Genomic DNA, 18,762 nt, shown 5'->3' with positions numbered 1-18,762 from the left:
TAATAACATGAAAAAGTGGAATGATAAAACGAAAGTTCAATGTGCTATAATAGGTCTTTCGTTTCGAGTATTCTGTATTTTAAAAAGGAGAATTTTCCTTTTATATAACAGTTTGGAAATAGGAGATTTATCCATAAAAAGTTCAGAAATAAAAACTACACATCTATACAACTATATGTTATTATGGTTATGTAATAGAAAGCGTTTTCTAAAGCGTACTTATAATGATAACGATTTCATAAATTTAATTAGGGGGAATTAAAATGTTGCAGTTTTTACAACGTATTGGTAAAGCTTTAATGCTTCCGATCGCAGTACTACCAGCAGCAGGATTATTGCTTCGTTTAGGGCAACCAGATGTATTTGATATTCCTGTTATGGCACAGGCCGGCGCAGCAGTTTTTGATAACTTAGCACTTATTTTTGCAATTGGTATTGCAATCGGTCTTTCAGTGGATGGTAGTGGTGCAGCAGGTCTTGCAGGTGCAATTGGTTATCTTGTTATGAAAAATAGTATTGATGCACTTAGCAAAGGGTATTCAACTGCTGAATTACAAGGTAAATTAAGTAAAGTCCAAGATTTAATAGGTAATAGCGCAAATGTAGATCCATCTAAGCTTGCGGATACAATGACACAAGTATCTAAGGCTGCTGAATTATCGACTAAAGTAGATATGAAAGTCTTAGGTGGTATTATTGTTGGTGTTATAGCAGGACTTCTTTATAATAAATTCCATAAGATTAAACTTCCAGAATGGTTAGGTTTCTTTGCTGGAAAACGTTTCGTTCCAATTGTTACATCAGTCGTGATGCTGATATTAGGAATTCTATTTGCACAAATTTGGCCAACAATTCAAAATGGTATTGATGCATTAGCTCATGGAATTGTTAATTTAGGTGCAATTGGTTCAGGATTATTTGGTTTATTAAACCGTTTATTAATCCCAATTGGTTTACACCACGTAATGAACACATACTTCTGGTTTGTATTTGGGGACTTTACAAATGCAGCAGGTAATGTTGTTAATGGTGATATTGCTCGTTTCCTTGCAGGTGACAAAACAGCAGGTATGTTTATGACTGGTTTCTTCCCAGTTATGATGTTCGGTTTACCAGCAGCATGTTTCGCAATGATTGCAGCTGCTAAACCAGAAAAGCGTAAAGCAGTTACTGGTATGTTAGCTGGTCTAGCATTAACTTCATTCTTAACTGGTATTACAGAGCCTATTGAATTCTCATTCATGTTCTTATCACCAGTATTATATGGTATTCATGCTGTATTAACAGGTCTTTCTTTATTCATTACAACATCGCTTGGCATTCATGATGGTTTCTCATTTAGTGCCGGTGCAATCGATTACGCTTTAAACTTCGGTATTGCAACAAAACCAGTCTTACTAGCAGGTATCGGTTTAATTTACGCAGCAATTTATTTCATAGTATTCTACTTCTTAATTAAGAAGTTCGATTTAAAAACTCCTGGTCGTGAAGATGACGATGAGTTAGTTGAAGATGGTGAGGCACCAGTTGCAGGTTCAATCGGTGAAACTTACGTAGCAGCTTTAGGCGGAAAAGAAAACTTAACAGTTATTGATAACTGTGCAACACGTCTACGCTTACAAGTAAAAGATGCTGGTCAAGTAAATGAAGCAGCATTAAAACGTGCTGGTGCAAAAGGTGTTATGAAATTAAGTAATACAAGTGTACAAGTTATCGTAGGTACAAATGTTGAATCTGTTGCCGATGATATGAAAAAACACGTATAAATAATGAGATAAGAGGATGTCCAAAAAGATTGATAAAATCAATTTTTTAGAGGATATCCTCTTTTTTTTGTTAATAATTTAACGGGAATCTTACTTTTGTAAATTTTCTTTTTCTTTTTTGTACATATAGGTTGGTAATATGTGCAGTGCGTGATAAAGTAGGGATGATATAGAATGGATTATCCATAATCTACTAAAATAAATCTTTAATAGAGGAATTAAATTATTGGTGAGTAAGGGGAAAAAAGCAATTATGGATCAGGAAAAAAATAATGCGAATGGGAAAGTACGTCGGCCGATTGTATACATAAAAAGAACAATCATTCTCGTCTTACTATTATCACTTGTATATTTTATGTATACAAAAATTGTTGCGCATAATAAGAAAGAAGAAACTTTAAAAGCGGCAGCAGAAATGAAGAAACAAGAAGAGCTAAAAAAGAAAGAAGAAAAAAAGAAACAAGAAGTACAGAAGCAAAAACAAAAAGAGCAGGAAGAACAAGTGAAGCAAGCGCAAGCTGTGGAGAAGCTTCCCGAGGGACCACCTCAAGAAATTAATGAAAACGCTCAATTAGACCAGTATTTACAAAACGCAGGATTTAGCGGGACAGCTGTTATTGTAAAGAATGGAAAAGTTCTTTTGAATAAAGGGTACGGTATGGCAAATAAAGAACAGAAAGTACCGAATAATTCAGAGACGACTTTTTATATTGGTTCTATTTCAAAGGCATTTGTAGCAACTACTATTATGCAGTTGAAAGATCAAAATAAATTACAAGTAGAAGATACTGTTGCAAAGTATATTCCAAATTTTCCTCAAGGTAATAGTATTCAGCTAAAACATCTATTAACACATACATCAGGGATTCCCGAATATGAGCAGGGAAAAGAAGATATTTCTCATGAAGAACTGATAAAGCGGATAGGAAATCAAAAGCGTATTGGTGGTCCAGGAGAGAAATGGAAGTATTCTGACTCGAACTACTCTATACTTGCATACATTGCCGAGAAGGTAAGTGGACAGTCGCTCGAAGAATATATTAAGCAACATATTTTTGCTATTGCGGGTATGAAACATTCTGGTTTTGGCACAGCGTTAGAACAAACAAGATTCCCATCAACGGGTTATAAAATAGTAAATAATAATATGACAACACCTAATATTCCGAGCATGTCACAACTATATGGTTGTGGTGATATATACACAAGTGCGCATGATTTATATTTATTTAACGAAGCACTATTCTCTGGTAAATTAATTTCAAAAGAGAGTTACGATCAAATGTTTACGGGTGGAAAAAAGGATTACGGGTTTGGATGGTACGTAGACCCAGGAAGCTATTCGAATCACGGTGTAATGCCAGGATGGAATTGCTTAAACGGATTTAGTAAAAATGGTAGTGTATATGTTGTTTTATTATCTAACATTCAAAATAACATTAAATCATTTGGTAAAGTGAATAACGATATTTATTCGATATTGCGGAATATTGAAGTGTAAGAAACTATCCTTTTGGATAGTTTTTTTTATGCCTTGAACCAAATATTTCTTTTAGAAAATGTATGTCTTACCTATCACAAAAATATCTATTTTGTATACATTAAGATGTATGGATGTGAAATTTTATAATCTAAAAATAATAGGAGGAGAAGTGTATGTGTCTGTTCAGAAAATATTGGAATAAATTATCGAGATTGTTTAATAGGCAATTAGATTATTTTTTAGATAATAAGTTATTACCTGCTGTGGAAAGACTTTTATTTTCACAAAACTTCGCGAGATTTATTCAAAGAAACTCTAAGCAAGCTACTGAAGAAGTTATTGAATCAAGTAGATTTCAATCTATTATTTGTAACATTTTAAAAGAATGTACTACATCACCTTTTAAAGAAATTGCAGAGCAGTATTTAGGTAAAAACGTAGAAATTACTGTGACAGTGGGACAGTTAACAGGCGTTATTGTAGCAGTTGGTGATGACTTCTTAACATTGCAAGAAGGAATAGGAACAGAAGTTTTATTACCATTTACAAGTATTATATCAATTAAAGAAGCGTAAGAAAGGAGCGTTATATATGTTATTTACTGATGAATTACGTAACCATGTTGGGGAACTAGTGCAAGTTGTGACAGCTGTAGAAATCATTGCAGGCGTTCTTTTATCTGTGACGGATGGGGCAGTAATTGTTCGTACTTCTCCTTCTTATGGACCACCAGAAGATGTAGTTGTGCGTATTCCTATTATTGCTTATGTTCGCTTGGAAGGGTAAGAGTGATACAAGTATGAGAGTGTCAGTTGTTATTCCAGTGCATAATGAAGCAAGTACTTTATCAAAAGTTTTAGTAGAAGTAAGAAAGCTCGAACCATATGAAATTATCATAGTAGATAATGGATCGACAGATGGTACGAAAGAAATAGCGCTACAGCATAATTGCCGTGTGATTTATTATAGATATTCCCTTGGTAATGATGTGGGACGGGCAATTGGTGCTAGAGAAGCAAAAGGTGAAATTGTTTTATTTTTAGATGGTGATATCGTCATGAAAAGTGAAGAATTATACAATTTTATTAAAGGAATACAGCAAGGACATGAGATTGTTTTAAATAATTTAACATGGTCCGTTTATTTGAAGATGAGACCGCATTATACGACGGTTGGAAAATATATGTTAAATCGTTATTTGAACAAGAAGGAGTTTGTTGTAGGATCTTTAATTGCAATACCACATTCGATAAGTCGTAAAGTGATTGAAAAACTGGGGTGGTGGAATTTAGCAGATCCAGCATTATTTCAAGCGATGGCGATGTCTAGAGGAGTAGATATTTCTGATATGGCTTCAGTTGATGTCATTTACACAAATAAAGTTCGTCCTGTCCATACGGGCACATCACCTGGCTCTCCTTATCCGAAAGCGACTAGTCGTATTATGGGTGATCATTTGCGTGCTTTACAATACGTAATCGAAACATACGGTAATCGCGGTGGTTTTTCAGAGGACAATAGAGATAGAGCGTTTGTAGGAAAGTATAAACCAGTTTTATTACAAAAGAAAAAAGCGAAATATAGTGCCATTATCCCGGTATCAGAAGAAAAAATAATTATAAGGTCTGTTATACAAGAAGTGAAAGAAGCAGGTGTAGATGAAATTATAGTTGTCGCAAATGGAGCAGATGTTGAGACTGTTAAACAGGCAAAGTTAGAGAATGTTATTGTAGTTGAATTTACGAAGGCGCTTGGACATAATGTAGCACGAGCAATAGGGGCTATGCATGCTACGGCAGATATTTGTTTATTCGTTGATGGTGATTTTGTTATTCCAGCAAAAAAACTCACTCCATTTTTACATGCTGTTGAAGATGGAAATGACGTGGTGTTAAATGATTTACAATGCTTATTAGATATGTTTCATCCAGCAGATCCAATTAGTATGGGAAAATACTTTTTGAATTTGGTAGCGAAAAGACCAGATTTATGGAATAACTCACTAACTGCTGTACCACATGCCATGCATAAGAAGGTAATAGAGAAAATAGGATATGACTCCCTTATCATTCCGCCATTAGCACAAGTGAAAGCTATTTTAGAAGGATTCTCTATTACAACAGTAGAGTTAGTAGATGTTATAAAAACAAATCGAGTACGTCCAGAGCAACACGAATTTGTAAATGGGCGTATTTCAGCGTTTGATCGTATTTTCGGTGATCAACTTGAGGCGGTTACGTATTTATTACAACGTACGGACGAACGTGGTGGCTTTACTGATGGAGATAGAGATAGAGATATCATTCAACAATTGAGAAGGGAAGAAGAGAATACAAATGAATAGTAGTAAAGTAGCTATTATTGGGTTAGGGTATGTTGGCCTTCCTTTAGCGGTACATTTTGCAGAAAGAGGGCATACAGTACTTGGATTAGATAAAGATATTAGAAAAATAGACTCAATTATAAAAGGAGAAAGTTATATTCCAGATGTTTCTTCTAAAGAGTTACAAAGTTTATTGACGAAAAAAAAATTAACAGTAAACACACCGGATCAAGGCATTGCTGATTTTCAAAGTAGTGATTATGTTATTGTCACTGTCCCGACTCCAATTAATGAACAAAGAGAACCAGACTTAAGTGCCCTCATTTCAGCTTCGCATTATATACAACAAAACCTTCAAAAAGGACAAACCTTCATTTTTGAAAGCTCCACATATCCAGGCACACTTGAAGAAGTCATCATACCTATTATTTCTCAAAATAGTAACAAGGTAGGGGAAGATTTCTATATCGGATATTCCCCTGAGAGAATTGATCCAGCAAATAGTCAATATTCAGTTCAAGCTATTCCAAAAGTTATTAGTGGACAAACAGAAAAGTGTAGACAAAAGGTACAGGATTTATATAGTACCATTTTTGACGAAGTTGTACCTGTTAGCTCTCCGAAAGTAGCAGAGATGTGCAAGCTATTTGAAAATATTCAGCGCTTAGTTAACATTTCTTTAGTAAATGAACTAAACACACTATGTGAAAGTTTAGGCATTGATTTTTATGAGGCCATTGAAGCGGCATCTACAAAACCATTTGGGTTTACTCCATATTGGCCAGGGCCAGGGATAGGGGGACACTGTATTCCAGTAGACCCTTTATATTTTCAATGGAGAATAAAAAAGAATGGGGCAATTAGTCAATTAATTGAGGCAGCACATATAATTAATGAAGAAATGCCAGAGAAAATGGTCCGGAAAGTAAAAAGTGTGGTGCAATCACCTGCAACGGTGTTAATTGTAGGGATTGCGTATAAAAAAGATGTAAATGATTTGAGAGAATCACCAGCGTTACCGATTATTCAATTATTAAGAAATCAAGGATACGAGATAGAATATCATGATCCTTATATTTCTTTCGCGGAAATTGGAGATAAGGTGTATCAATCTGTTTCTTTAGATGAAGAAAAAGTTAAAAAAGCGGATTGTATTTTAATTTTAACGGATCATTCTAATATTGATTGGAAGCTTTTTAAAGGAATGGACCGAGTAATAGATACACGCGGGATTGTAAAGAAGGTGAGTAAATGAGTAAGAAATGTTTAATTACAGGTGGGGCCGGATTTATCGGGTCGCATTTAGCTGAAGAGTTGATGAGAAGAGGTTATGAGGTCACTGTTGTGGATAACTTTTATAAAGGTAAAAATAAGTACCATAAAGAGTTAATGAAAAAAATCCGTGTTATTCCAATAAGTGTTTTAGATAAAAATTCTATTTATGAATTAGTAGATCAGCATGATGTCGTGTTTCATTTAGCAGCAATTTTAGGTGTGAAAACAACAATGGAAAAAAGTATAGAGCTCATAGAAACGAATTTTGATGGGACGAGAAATATTTTACAAGCAGCGTTAAAAGGAAAGAAGAAAGTAGTTTTTGCTTCTACTTCAGAAGTATATGGTAAGGCCAAGCCGCCTTTCTCTGAAGAGGGAGATCGATTATACGGGGCAACTTCTAAAATTCGTTGGAGTTATGCAGTTTGTAAAACGTTGGAAGAGACATTATGTTTAGGATACGCATTAGAAGGTTTACCGGTAACGATTGTTCGATATTTTAATATTTATGGTCCAAGAGCGAAAGATGGTCCGTATGCAGGGGTAATCCCGCGATTTATTAGTGCGGCTTTGCAAGGAGAAGACATTCTCGTATATGGAGATGGAAAGCAGACACGTTGTTTTACGTATGTGAGTGATGCGGTAGAAGCAACAATTCGGGCAATGGATGAGAAGGTAAATGGTGAGATTATTAATATAGGTTCTGAGAATGAACAGAGTATAAAAGAAGTAGCAGAAGTAATTAAAAAATTAACGAATTCTTCTTCGAAGATTGTACAAGTGCCTTTTGAAGAAGTATATCCTCATGGTTTTGAAGAAATTCCAAATAGAAGACCAGATGTAACAAAATTAAAAAAGCTTGTTCAATTTCAGGCGAAAGTAACGTGGGAAAACGGATTGAAGGAAACAATTAAGTGGTTTCGTGAACAAAACAATGGCTAAGTCATTATCTGTTATTATTCCTGCATGTAATGAGGTCGATACGATTTCAGACGTTATTCAATCGGTAAGACCATTAAATCCAGTAGAAATTATTGTAGTAGCAAACGGTTGTAATGATGGAACAGAAGATGTTGCAGATCGTTTAGGGTGTAAAGTAATCAAACATACAGAGCTACTAGGGAACGATGTTGGACGTGCAGTCGGCGCAAAACATGCGATAGGTGATGTATTACTATTTATAGATGGTGATTTTGCTATTCAAACTTCAAAATTAAAATTATTCCTTAATCCGATTTTATACGATCAGGCAGATGTAGTTTTAAATAATTTGGATGCATTATTTTTAAAAAGGCAAAAACCTACTTCTATTACAGTATGGCGCCAAATATTAAATGCAATGTTAGAGCGTGAAGAATTAAAAATTAATTCTTTATTAGATGTACCTCATGCGCTGACGAAAGAAGTCGTTCAAAGCATCGGATATGAATGTTTTGTTAATCCTATTGTGGCTCATTTACGCCTACTTCAAAGTAAATGGAGAATTAGTCGTCATTGCGCCATTGACGTTATTACGCCAAATAAATTTCGTCCATTCCAGCATGCTGCATATGGAACAAATCTTTCCCAATCTGAAAAAAGAATGATAGGTGATCATATAGAAGCAGTAGCGGCACGGATATTAAGCAGTGATGAGCGCGGAGGATATTATGATGGAAATAGGAAAAGGGATAGTGTCTATCATACTTTAAGTTTTGAAGAGTTTTATCAAGGATGGGGCGTCACATCTAATTTGTATAAAGGAAAGCAACTATCTGTTGTTATTCCCGTACAAGATGAAGAGAAAACAATTGGAAACGTTATAGAAGAGCTTCGCAAAATTGAACCCTTCGAAATTATCGTTGTCGTAAATGGTTCGTCAGATAAAACGAAAAAAATTGCAAAAGACAAAGGGGCAACGACAATTGTATATAAAGAAGCACTCGGAAATGATGTAGGGCGCTCACTTGGAACTTATTTTGCCAAAGGAGAAATTGTGTTATTTATAGACGGCGATTTTATTATTCCAGCGAGTGAGCTATATCCTTTTGCAAAAGCTATAGCAGATGGAAAGGACGTCGCATTAAATGATTTAAATCACTATTTAGATTTAAGAGTACCACTTCATCTTGTAACTGCATTTAAGTATGCACTAAATTTAGCTTGTGATAGAAAGGATTTAGGGGTAGGCTCACTTATTGCGGTACCTAATGCATTTAGCCAAAAGTGTTTGAAAGCAATTGGGTATAAATCTTTATTGTCACCTTGTGTAGCACAAGTGAAGGCTCTTCTGTCTGGATTTGAAATTGCATGTGTATATCGTGTTGAGGTTGATAAGATGAACCGTATTCGTCCCAGTGAACATTTCGCAAAAATAGGTCACCCTCCAGCTGTACTTCGAATTATAGGTGATCATATAGAGGGACTAGAGCAAATAATTTCATTAACAGACAATCGTGGCGGATTCTATGATGGCAATAGAAAAAGAGATGTTTTATAGAAGTAACAAAAAAGTGTACAACATGTGTACACTTTTTTGTTCTGTTATAAAAACTATAACAGATTAGGAGATAAGAGTATTACAGCTCTACAATGGGTATTGTTCTTATATTACAAAATAGGACTCGTATATAAGGATACCAAAAAAATACAATTAAGGAAAGGGTTAATTTTAAAGACTTTTAAATGAAGTTAACACTATATATATAGTAGTTTGCTCAATGTTTCACAAACATGTCACAACTATTTCGTTCACTTTCGTAAAAAAGTAGTATTCTAAGTGTGTAAGCTGTTATATAAAAAATCTTAGTCCTGTACTAATCAAAAATGGAGGAGATTAGGATGACTCAAGTATTAGAAAATGTTAAAAACGCATGGGAAAACTTTAAAGGTGAAAAATGGAAAGCAGAGATTGATGTTCGCGATTTCATTTTAAATAATGTAAACGTTTTCGAAGGAGACGAATCTTTCTTAGCAGAAGCAACTGAAGCAACGAAACAACTTTGGGATCAAGTAATGGATTTAACAACGAAAGAACGTGAAAACGGTGGCGTTCTTGATATGGATACAAAAATTGTTTCTTCTATTACATCACATGCCCCTGGATACTTAAATAAAGATATTGAAAAAGTAGTCGGTTTCCAAACTGATAAACCATTTAAACGTTCTTTACAACCATATGGTGGTATTCGTATGGCAGAACAAGCTTGTGAATCTTATGGATACGAAATGGATAAAGAACTTAGTCGTATTTTTAGAGATTGGAGAAAAACTCATAACCAAGGTGTATTTGATGCATACACACCAGAAATGAGAAATGCACGTAAATCAGGTGTTATTACGGGTCTTCCAGATGCATACGGACGTGGACGTATTATCGGTGACTATCGCCGAGTAGCGTTATATGGTATTGATCATTTAATTGAAGCGAAAAAAGCTGATTTAAATTTAACTGGCGGTGTAATGAGCGAAGATACAATGCGTTTACGCGAAGAGTTATCTGAGCAAATGCGTGCACTTCAAGAGTTAAAAGAAATGGCCGCTTCTCATGGCTTCGATATTTCTAAGCCAGCAACAAACACGCAGGAAGCATTCCAATGGTTATACTTCGCATACCTTGCAGCGATTAAAGAGCAAAACGGGGCTGCAATGAGTCTTGGGCGTACTTCTACATTCTTAGATATTTACATTGAAAGAGATTTAGCAAATGGTACTTTAACAGAAGAAGAAGTACAAGAAATTGTAGATCACTTCATTATGAAATTACGTCTTGTGAAATTCGCAAGAACACCTGATTATAATGAATTATTCTCTGGTGACCCAACTTGGGTAACTGAATCTATCGGTGGTATGGCATTAGATGGTCGTCCATTAGTAACAAAGAACTCATTCCGTTTCTTGCATACATTAGATAATTTAGGACCAGCTCCAGAACCAAACTTAACTGTTCTTTGGTCTAAACAATTACCAGAGAACTTTAAAAACTACTGTGCGAAAATGTCTATTAAAACATCAGCAATTCAATATGAAAATGATGACATTATGCGCCCTGAATACGGCGATGATTACGGTATTGCATGTTGCGTATCTGCAATGAGAATCGGTAAACAAATGCAGTTCTTCGGAGCTCGTGCAAACTTAGCGAAAGCATTATTATATGCGATTAACGGTGGTAAAGATGAAAAATCTAAAGCACAAGTTGGTCCTGAGTACGCACCAATTACTTCTGAAGTATTAAATTATGAAGAAGTTATGCATAAGTTTGATATGACAATGGAATGGTTGGCGGGTCTATATTTAAATACATTAAATGTTATCCATTACATGCATGATAAATATAGCTATGAACGTATTGAAATGGCACTTCATGATACAAACGTTCTTCGTACAATGGCAACAGGTATTGCTGGTCTATCTGTAGTAGCAGATTCATTAAGTGCAATTAAATACGCAAAAGTAAAACCAATTCGTGATGAAAATGGTATTGCAGTTGACTTCGAGATTGAAGGAGATTTCCCTAAATACGGTAACAATGATGATCGTGTAGATGAGATTGCTGTAAATCTTGTAAAAACATTTATGAATAAACTTCGTAAACATAAAACATACAGAAATTCTGTTCATACAATGTCAATCTTAACAATCACATCTAACGTTGTATACGGTAAGAAAACTGGTAATACTCCAGATGGCCGCCGTACTGGAGAACCATTTGCACCAGGTGCGAACCCAATGCATGGACGTGATACAAAAGGTGCATTAGCTTCATTATTATCTGTGGCTAAATTACCATATGAAGATGCACAAGATGGTATTTCTAATACATTCTCTATTATTCCGAAAGCACTTGGTAAAGAAGATGATGTACAAGTACGTAACTTAGTATCAATGCTTGATGGCTATGCAGTAAAAGAAGGCCACCACTTAAATATTAACGTATTTAACCGTGAAACATTAATGGATGCAATGGAACATCCTGAGAAATATCCACAATTAACAATTCGCGTATCTGGTTACGCTGTAAACTTTATTAAATTAACTCGTGAACAACAAATTGATGTAATTAACCGTACAATGCATGAAAGCATGTAAATGAAAAAAGTGTCCCTTCGCTCTTAATATATAGCGAAGGGAGGCTGTTTCAATAAAGGAGGAAGTAACATGGTAAAAGGAAGAATACATTCTGTAGAGTCTTGTGGTACTGTTGATGGCCCAGGGATTCGTTATGTCATATTTACACAAGGGTGTTTATTACGTTGTCAATATTGTCATAATGCTGATACGTGGGAAATCGGTAAAGGTAAAGAAATAACAGTTGAAGAAGTGATGCAGGATGTGACATGTTACCTTCCATTTATTGAAGCTTCCGGAGGCGGTATAACAGTTAGCGGTGGAGAGCCATTATTACAGCTAGACTTTTTAATTGAGTTGTTTAAAAAGTGTAAAGAGGCTGGTATCCATACAACAATCGACTCTTCTGGTGGTTGTTATTCTGAGGAACCAGAATTCCAAAATAAGCTAGATATTTTAATGGATTATACAGATTTAGTTTTATTGGATCTGAAACATATCGATTCCAAAAAGCATCGTAAATTAACAGGGAAACCAAATGAACATATTTTACAATTTGCTCGTTATTTATCGGATAAGAATAAACCGATTTGGGTACGACACGTATTAGTTCCTGGTGTTACGGATAATGAAGAGGATCTACAAAAACTATCTAGCTTTATTCAAAGTCTGTCTAATGTTCAAAAAGTTGAAGTGTTACCATATCATAAGCTTGGTGTATATAAATGGGAGGCGCTTGGACACAAGTATCCACTCGCAAATGTAGAACCACCTACTGAGAAAAATGTAGAACATGCTAAATATATTTTACAAGCGGTCTAATCCAAATATTGGATTAGGCTTTTTGCTTTCTTTACAATAAAATCTAGAGTATATATTGATAAAAGAGTATACTGAAAATAGAATATCCATAATTTTGTACGGAATAAATGGAGAAATTTACATAATTGTAAAGGGAAATCAAAATAGTAAAAAGAATTAAGAAGTAAAAGAGTGAGTATCATGGAATAGAGAACATTTGTAAGTTATTGCGAAAGCTCTTATAGGAAAGTATAATGTAAAGATATGAGCACAGATAGGATTAAGGGGTCAATCTTATATGCTTTGCATATCCACGACAGGTACATAGCTGAAAGGGAATTATTAGAATCTGTTTATGTAATTTTTAAGGAAAATGTTTTTCCTATTGTCGTATATGCAATATGGAGAAACAAAAAGCTAGGAGTGGATTTGTTTGATAAAAAACCCCAAGGTTTTAATATTAACTGCACATTACGGTAATGGTCATGTGCAAGTAGCAAAAACATTAGAACAAACATTTCGCCAAAAAGGAATTGAAGATGTTATTGTATGCGACTTGTTTGGAGAATCACATCCATTTATAACTGACATTACAAAATATCTATATTTAAAAAGTTATACAATAGGAAAAGAATTATATCGTTTGTTTTATTACGGGGTAGAAAAAATTTATGATAAGAAAATAGCATCTTGGTATGCGAACTTTGGAAGAAAACGTTTGAAAACACTGTTACAGGTGGAGAAACCAGATATTGTAATTAATACATTTCCAATTATCGCTGTACCAGAATTGAAGAAACAAACAGGTATTTCAATTCCTGTCTATAACGTATTAACGGATTTTTGCGTGCACAAAATATGGATTCATCGAGAAGTAGATCGTTATTTTGTTGCAACGGATCATGTGAAAGAATTGATGGTTGATATCGGTGTACCTGCGGAACAAATTGTTGAAACAGGAATTCCAATTCGGAGTAGTTTTGAGTTAAAGGTAAATCCAGAAATCATATATAATAAATATCAGTTATGTAAGAATAAAAAGATTTTACTAATTGTAGCAGGTGCTCATGGGGTATTAGGAAATGTAAAAGAACTATGCCAATCATTTATGTCAGTGCCTAATTTACAAGTAGTTGTCGTTTGTGGGAAAAATGAAGCTTTAAAACAGGATTTATTAAGTTTACAGAAGCAAAATTCCGATGCATTAAAAGTGTTTGGGTATGTTGAAAATATTGATGAATTATTCCGTGTTACTTCTTGTATGATTACGAAGCCAGGCGGAATAACATTAAGTGAAGCAGCAGCGTTGCAAGTACCTGTCATTTTATATAAGCCTGTTCCAGGACAAGAAAATGAAAATGCGATGTACTTTGAAAGAAAGGGAGCAGCAGTTGTCATTCGCGATGATAGTGAGGTTTTTGCAAAAACAGAGGCATTATTACAAGATGATGTGAAGCTTCTTCAAATGAAAGAAGCAATGAAAAGCATCTATCTTCCAGAGCCAGCTGGTCATATTGTAGATGCAATTTTGGCAGAAAATCATGCAGAACCGCGTCATATACCTATTAAATCACCTGCTCTTGCACAATCTTTTACTTAATATGAAACCCTCTTTGTATATGTAAAGAGGGTTCTTTATTATTTTTAAAGAAAATTTAGTGAGTTATCCACAAAAGGATTGCGCTTTCATTAAACAGTAAAGTCGGAATATTAACAACTATATCCACATTGTCCACAATTTTTAGAAAAATATCCACAATTAAAACAGCTGATATATGCTTTAATATAGAAAAATATTAAATGTTTTTGAAAATTACTAACAATTTCATCGGTTTTGTGGATAAAGTTGTCCACAGCAAAAAAGTCCCTTATGTATAAGGGGCTTTTTTGCTTACTTCTATCAGTCGAGAAAATTATGTAATGAAAATGAATAATTAGGGGGGAAACTTCTAATTATTCATTTTCACTTTAAATGCTTTTCGAGCGATATCCTGCTGCACGATCTGCTTTTTGAAATTCGCGTTGATAGAGAACTTCTTGTGTACTAGATAATGTGTTTTTTGCTTTATCACGTTTCTTTTTATCCATTACAAATCACCTCGTGTCTTAAAGTTACTATTTATCGTTTCCAAAGACATGAGGGGATATACGCATATGGAAAATGTTAACGATTGATTATCATTTCAGAAAATTTAGATTACGCTTCTTTTAATTGATGAGCATCTTGGAAGGTTGTATCTCGCATTGTAGCAAGTGTGTATTGATCTTTTGGAATTTCATATAGGTTATACACTTCTTCGTTTGCGTTAATTTCATCATATACGGCTTTTCTTGTTTCGTTTGCTAGATTCACATATTGTAGTTTTTCTGCAGCTTTAATAGAACGAATATTTATTTTACGAATACGCATGAAAATTGTTTCAATATCTAATTCATAGAAAAGTTCACTAAAAAATGAATCTTTTGCCAATTTGTTATAGCCTTTTCCATGATATGGTTTGCCAAGCCATGTGCCGAGAAATCCAGCTTTTTCTTGCACATCAAATAAAGTAATTGTTCCGATAGGGTTACCCCATTCATCTAAAATTGTGCGTGAAATTAATTCACCACGCTCTTCAGCTTCAATCGTTTGTTTCGTTAAGAATAAATATTCTTCATAAGAATAAGCCTTTTGACGCACAAAAGGGAAGACAGCTGGATCCACCATTAACTCGTATAGAACGTGGCTGTCGTGTAAGTCGCGTTTTTTCAACATACTAACTCCTCCTCACACGAGGGTAGCATGACGAAAAAACACCCCACCCTCGAAATTTTTATATCAATCTTTAAAAAATTTCGGGGTGGGAATCGAACCCACTAGAACCAGTTCTAACGCTGGTGGCGCACCATTTGCCTTCCCCATTCATCAATTTGAAAATGATAATCACGACACAAATTGATTATGGTTTCATTCAGTTTATAATCGTATAATACTTTATCTAGTCAAAAAAATAAACTAGTTTTTTTTATTTTTTTTGTAAATTATTTTTCCATCAATCATAGTTAGTACAGGCTTGGCTAAATAATGGAAAGGATGATGAGTCCATAGCACGAGATCGGCGTCTTTTCCAACTTCGATGCTTCCAATTCTATCCTCTAAACGCAAATTTCGTGCTGGGAATATGGTGATTCCTTCTAGTGCTGTTTTCTCGTCTAACCCTTCTCTTACTGCAACAGCAGCGCAAACATTTAAATATTGAATGGGTGTATAAGGATGATCTGTTGTGATAGAAACTTCCACACCATTTTTTGATAATATATGGTAAGTATCCCATGTTTTATTTTTTAGTTCGATTTTAGAACGGCGTGTCAGAGTGGGACCAACTGAAACCTTCAAATTGTGTTTTGAAAGTTCTTCAACAATAAAGTGTCCTTCTGTGCAATGTTCAATACGTAAATCGAGATTGAATTCTGTTGCAAAGCGTAGAGCAGAACTAATATCATCTGCTCGGTGAGCGTGGATACGTACGGGTATTTCACGACGTAATGCTTTTAAAATAGGAAGCATTCGAAAATCAGCTTCGTGCCCGTAGTGTTGTGCTTCATAGAATGATTCCCGAAGTAACCCCATAATCCCCATACGTGTAATGGATTCTTTTGTTCCATTACTATGGACTTTTTTAGGATTTTCTCCAAAGGCAATCTTTAAACCAGCAGGTTCTTGAATAATCATATGATCAATACAAGTTCCAGCTGTTTTTATTACACAAGTAGTACCCCCGATAATATTTTGACTGCCAGGCATAACGTGAACGGTTGTAATTCCGTTTTGTACAGCGTCTTGAAAGGCAATATCTAAAGGATGGATTCCATCTAAAGAACGAATATGTGGTGTTGAAACTTCAGATGTTTCATTGGCATCATTTCCAGCCCAACCAGTACCTTCATCATAGAGACCAAGGTGAGTATGGACATCAATAAAGCCAGGTAAGAGATGGAGTGCTCGTGCATCTATAACGGTCATATCTTGAGTAGGTGGAATAAAAGGTTTGACCTCGGTAATTCGCTCTCCTGTAACGAGTACATCTCCTTGAAACTTTTGAGATGTAATAGGGTATACAATGGCTTGTTTGAGCAATATTTTCATAGGTACCTCATTTCTGTTACTTTATAATGCTAATGGAAGTTAAGAGAAAGTAACTGAAAGGTTATTTGTATGGTAATGCTTCGGATCCTAGAAAATGAAAGTTTTGAAAGAGCCCATGTAAAATTGTGTTTTAGAAGTACTACATTGTATGCGAAAGTATATTTTGTAATGCATGGTCTATTTCTGGAAATGTGTATTGGTATCCATGTTCAATTGCTTTAATGGGTAATACACGTTGCCCTTCTAGTACAAGTATGCTCATTTCACCTAATAAAGTTTGAATGATAAAAGAAGGTACAGGCAACCAATGAGGCTTTTTCATTATAGTTGCAATGGTTTCTCCAAATTCCTTCATTCTTATAGGTGTTGGTGCTGTCATATTAAGAGGACCATCAATTTCTTTTTTGTGTATAATGAAATCCATCATACGAACGACATCGTCTATATGAATCCATGATAACCATTGCTTCCCAGAACCAATGGTGCCGCCGATATAGAATTGATAGGGAAGTAGCATTTTTGGAAGAGCTCCTTCATTTGCACCTAATACAACTCCAAATCTTGCGTAGATTGTTCGTATTCCGAGAGAACGTGCTTTAGATGCTTCTTGTTCCCATGAATATACTGTATTTGCTAAAAAGTCATTTCCAGGAGTCTCATGCTGTTCTGTAAAAGACTCTATTTCAGACGTTCCATAGTATCCAATAGCACTTGCGTTAATAAATGTGTGTGGCTTTGTATGGAGTCCCTGCAATTGTTTAATGAGTCCTTTTGTTGTTTGAATTCTACTGTTTAAAATGGCTTTCTTTTGTTGCTTTGTCCATCTACTATTAATAGACTCTCCGGCTAGATTAATAACTACATCAATAGAAGAGAGGGGGAAGGTTTGTAAATCTGGTGTCCATTGAACATACTGAAGGTTAGGATCGGAAGTTTCAGTAGTTTTTTTTCGTGTGAGAATGTAAACAGTATATCCTTTTTGAATAAAAAAAGTAGAAAGGGATTTACCGATAAAGCCTGTACCACCAGAAATTGCGATTTTCACAAGTATTTCCTCCTCATTATATATATTCTTGAAAAGAAAAAATGTTCCTCGACTATGTTAAAATAATAGAGAGGTGAGAGTATGGCTGTCATTACAAAAATAGAAGTACAAAAACGATCGAAAGAACGATTTAATATTTATATTGATAAAGGTCAAGGCGAAGAGTACGGATTTAGTGTGGATCAAGTAATCTTAATAAAACATGGATTACAAAAAGGCTTAGAAATTGATGAAATCGAGTTAGGAAATATTTTGTACAATGAAGAAGTGCAAAAAGCATATTTACAAGCAATCTCCTATTTATCCTATCAAATGAGAACAAAACAAGAAATAGAAGATTTTTTACGAAAAAAAGAAGTGGGACAGGCCATCATCTCTGAAGTCGTTTCGAAATTATTACATGACCGATATATTAATGATAAAGAGTATGCTGTTTTATATACGCGAACGCAAAGTAATGTGAATCGAAAAGGTCCAACTGTTATTAAAAGAGAGTTATTAAATAAAGGTGTTCAGGATTTAATTATTACACATAGTTTACAAGAATATCCGAAGGGAAAGCAAATTGAGAATGCCTTGTTTCTCATAGAGAAGAAGAAAAAATCTTATCAAAAACATTCTTTTTTACAAATGAAACTAAAGTTAGATGAGATGCTTGTTCGAAAAGGATATTATAGAGAAGTAATTCAAATTTGTTTGGAAGAATTGAAAGACGAAAAAGATGACGAAAAGCAACAAGAAGCGTTACACTATCATGGGAATAAATATTATGAGAAATATAAGAAGCATGATGGATGGACATTTGAAAACAAGATGAAACAAGCGTTATATCGAAAAGGATTCTCTATTGATGAAATCGAGATATTTTTGCAAATGAAACGCGAAGAGGAATGA

The 18,762-nt window shown here is 34.7% G+C and carries 16 protein-coding genes and 2 pseudogenes; 14 read left to right on the top strand and 4 right to left on the bottom strand.

Annotation, left to right across the window (positions count from 1 at the left end):
- Positions 1-7 precede the first annotated feature (7 nt).
- The 13 genes and pseudogenes from AB6801_RS21795 to AB6801_RS21735 all read left to right on the top strand — a co-directional run bounded on the left by AB6801_RS21795 (position 8) and on the right by AB6801_RS21735 (position 14,297).
- Positions 8-122 (top strand): annotated as a pseudogene (locus AB6801_RS21795) (transcriptional regulator).
- Positions 123-263: 141 nt separating this feature from the next.
- Complete coding sequence (gene nagE / locus AB6801_RS21790; protein WP_000938903.1) at positions 264-1,766, top strand: N-acetylglucosamine-specific PTS transporter subunit IIBC; 1,503 nt, start codon at positions 264-266, stop codon at positions 1,764-1,766.
- Between the two features lie 253 nt (positions 1,767-2,019).
- Positions 2,020-3,267 carry a serine hydrolase domain-containing protein gene (locus AB6801_RS21785; RefSeq protein ID WP_048568178.1) on the top strand — a complete coding sequence of 416 codons (1,248 nt, stop codon included), beginning with the start codon at positions 2,020-2,022 and terminating at the stop codon, positions 3,265-3,267.
- Between the two features lie 155 nt (positions 3,268-3,422).
- Positions 3,423-3,824 carry an LSm family protein gene (locus AB6801_RS21780; protein ID WP_000335548.1) on the top strand — a complete coding sequence of 134 codons (402 nt, stop codon included), beginning with the start codon at positions 3,423-3,425 and terminating at the stop codon, positions 3,822-3,824.
- 16 nt (positions 3,825-3,840) lie between these two features.
- Positions 3,841-4,035: an LSm family protein gene (locus AB6801_RS21775; protein WP_000899469.1), complete on the top strand. Its 195-nt coding sequence runs from the start codon at positions 3,841-3,843 to the stop codon at positions 4,033-4,035.
- A gap of 13 nt (positions 4,036-4,048) precedes the next feature.
- Positions 4,049-5,593, top strand: a complete 1,545-nt coding sequence (locus AB6801_RS21770) for a glycosyltransferase family 2 protein (protein WP_087966451.1) — start codon at positions 4,049-4,051, stop codon at positions 5,591-5,593.
- Positions 5,586-6,827 carry a nucleotide sugar dehydrogenase gene (locus AB6801_RS21765; RefSeq protein ID WP_001088932.1) on the top strand — a complete coding sequence of 414 codons (1,242 nt, stop codon included), beginning with the start codon at positions 5,586-5,588 and terminating at the stop codon, positions 6,825-6,827. The genes AB6801_RS21770 and AB6801_RS21765 overlap by 8 nt, the downstream gene beginning before the upstream one ends.
- The gene (locus AB6801_RS21760) at positions 6,824-7,789 is read left to right on the top strand and encodes an NAD-dependent epimerase/dehydratase family protein (RefSeq protein ID WP_000037023.1); all 966 of its coding nucleotides are present in this window, start codon (positions 6,824-6,826) and stop codon (positions 7,787-7,789) included. Before AB6801_RS21765 ends, AB6801_RS21760 begins: the two co-directional genes overlap by 4 nt.
- Entirely contained in the window at positions 7,782-9,326 is a 1,545-nt protein-coding gene (locus tag AB6801_RS21755) for a glycosyltransferase family 2 protein (protein WP_002100715.1), read from the top strand. The genes AB6801_RS21760 and AB6801_RS21755 overlap by 8 nt, the downstream gene beginning before the upstream one ends.
- Positions 9,295-9,515: pseudogene (locus AB6801_RS21750) on the top strand (hypothetical protein). Before AB6801_RS21755 ends, AB6801_RS21750 begins: the two are co-directional and overlap by 32 nt.
- 152 nt (positions 9,516-9,667) lie before the next feature.
- A complete protein-coding gene (gene pflB, locus AB6801_RS21745) occupies positions 9,668-11,917 on the top strand; it encodes a formate C-acetyltransferase (RefSeq protein WP_000195464.1) in 2,250 nt (749 codons plus the stop codon).
- 69 nt (positions 11,918-11,986) lie between these two features.
- Positions 11,987-12,718 (top strand): pyruvate formate-lyase-activating protein, encoded by a 732-nt coding sequence (pflA, locus tag AB6801_RS21740; RefSeq protein WP_000238467.1) that lies wholly within the window; start codon positions 11,987-11,989, stop codon positions 12,716-12,718.
- Positions 12,719-13,130: 412 nt separating this feature from the next.
- On the top strand, positions 13,131-14,297 hold the full coding sequence (locus AB6801_RS21735; protein WP_000594688.1) for a diglucosyl diacylglycerol synthase: 1,167 nt from the start codon (positions 13,131-13,133) through the stop codon (positions 14,295-14,297).
- 368 nt (positions 14,298-14,665) lie between these two features.
- On the opposite strand, the gene AB6801_RS21730 is transcribed toward AB6801_RS21735, so the two are convergent.
- The 4 genes from AB6801_RS21730 to AB6801_RS21715 form a co-directional block, all read right to left on the bottom strand.
- Positions 14,666-14,785 carry a YfhE family protein gene (locus tag AB6801_RS21730; RefSeq protein WP_000358482.1) on the bottom strand — a complete coding sequence of 40 codons (120 nt, stop codon included), beginning with the start codon at positions 14,783-14,785 and terminating at the stop codon, positions 14,666-14,668.
- Positions 14,786-14,894: 109 nt separating this feature from the next.
- Positions 14,895-15,452: a GNAT family N-acetyltransferase gene (locus tag AB6801_RS21725; protein ID WP_000914737.1), complete on the bottom strand. Its 558-nt coding sequence runs from the start codon at positions 15,450-15,452 to the stop codon at positions 14,895-14,897.
- Positions 15,453-15,692: 240 nt separating this feature from the next.
- A complete protein-coding gene (locus AB6801_RS21720; protein WP_000698315.1) occupies positions 15,693-16,823 on the bottom strand; it encodes an amidohydrolase in 1,131 nt (376 codons plus the stop codon).
- Positions 16,824-16,962: 139 nt separating this feature from the next.
- Positions 16,963-17,868: a TIGR01777 family oxidoreductase gene (locus tag AB6801_RS21715; RefSeq protein ID WP_000684380.1), complete on the bottom strand. Its 906-nt coding sequence runs from the start codon at positions 17,866-17,868 to the stop codon at positions 16,963-16,965.
- An 81-nt stretch (positions 17,869-17,949) separates the two neighbouring features.
- Here AB6801_RS21715 and recX point away from each other — a divergent pair, with 81 nt between their 5' ends.
- Positions 17,950-18,762, top strand: coding sequence for a recombination regulator RecX (gene recX, locus AB6801_RS21710; RefSeq protein WP_370941158.1), 813 nt, complete (start codon positions 17,950-17,952; stop codon positions 18,760-18,762).

The organism is Bacillus sp. RCC_6_1, assembly GCF_041360755.1.
GTDB lineage: Bacteria > Bacillota > Bacilli > Bacillales > Bacillaceae_G > Bacillus_A > Bacillus_A cereus.
Note: the sequence above shows the minus strand (reverse complement) of the source record. Positions and strands in the feature narration are given on the sequence as shown.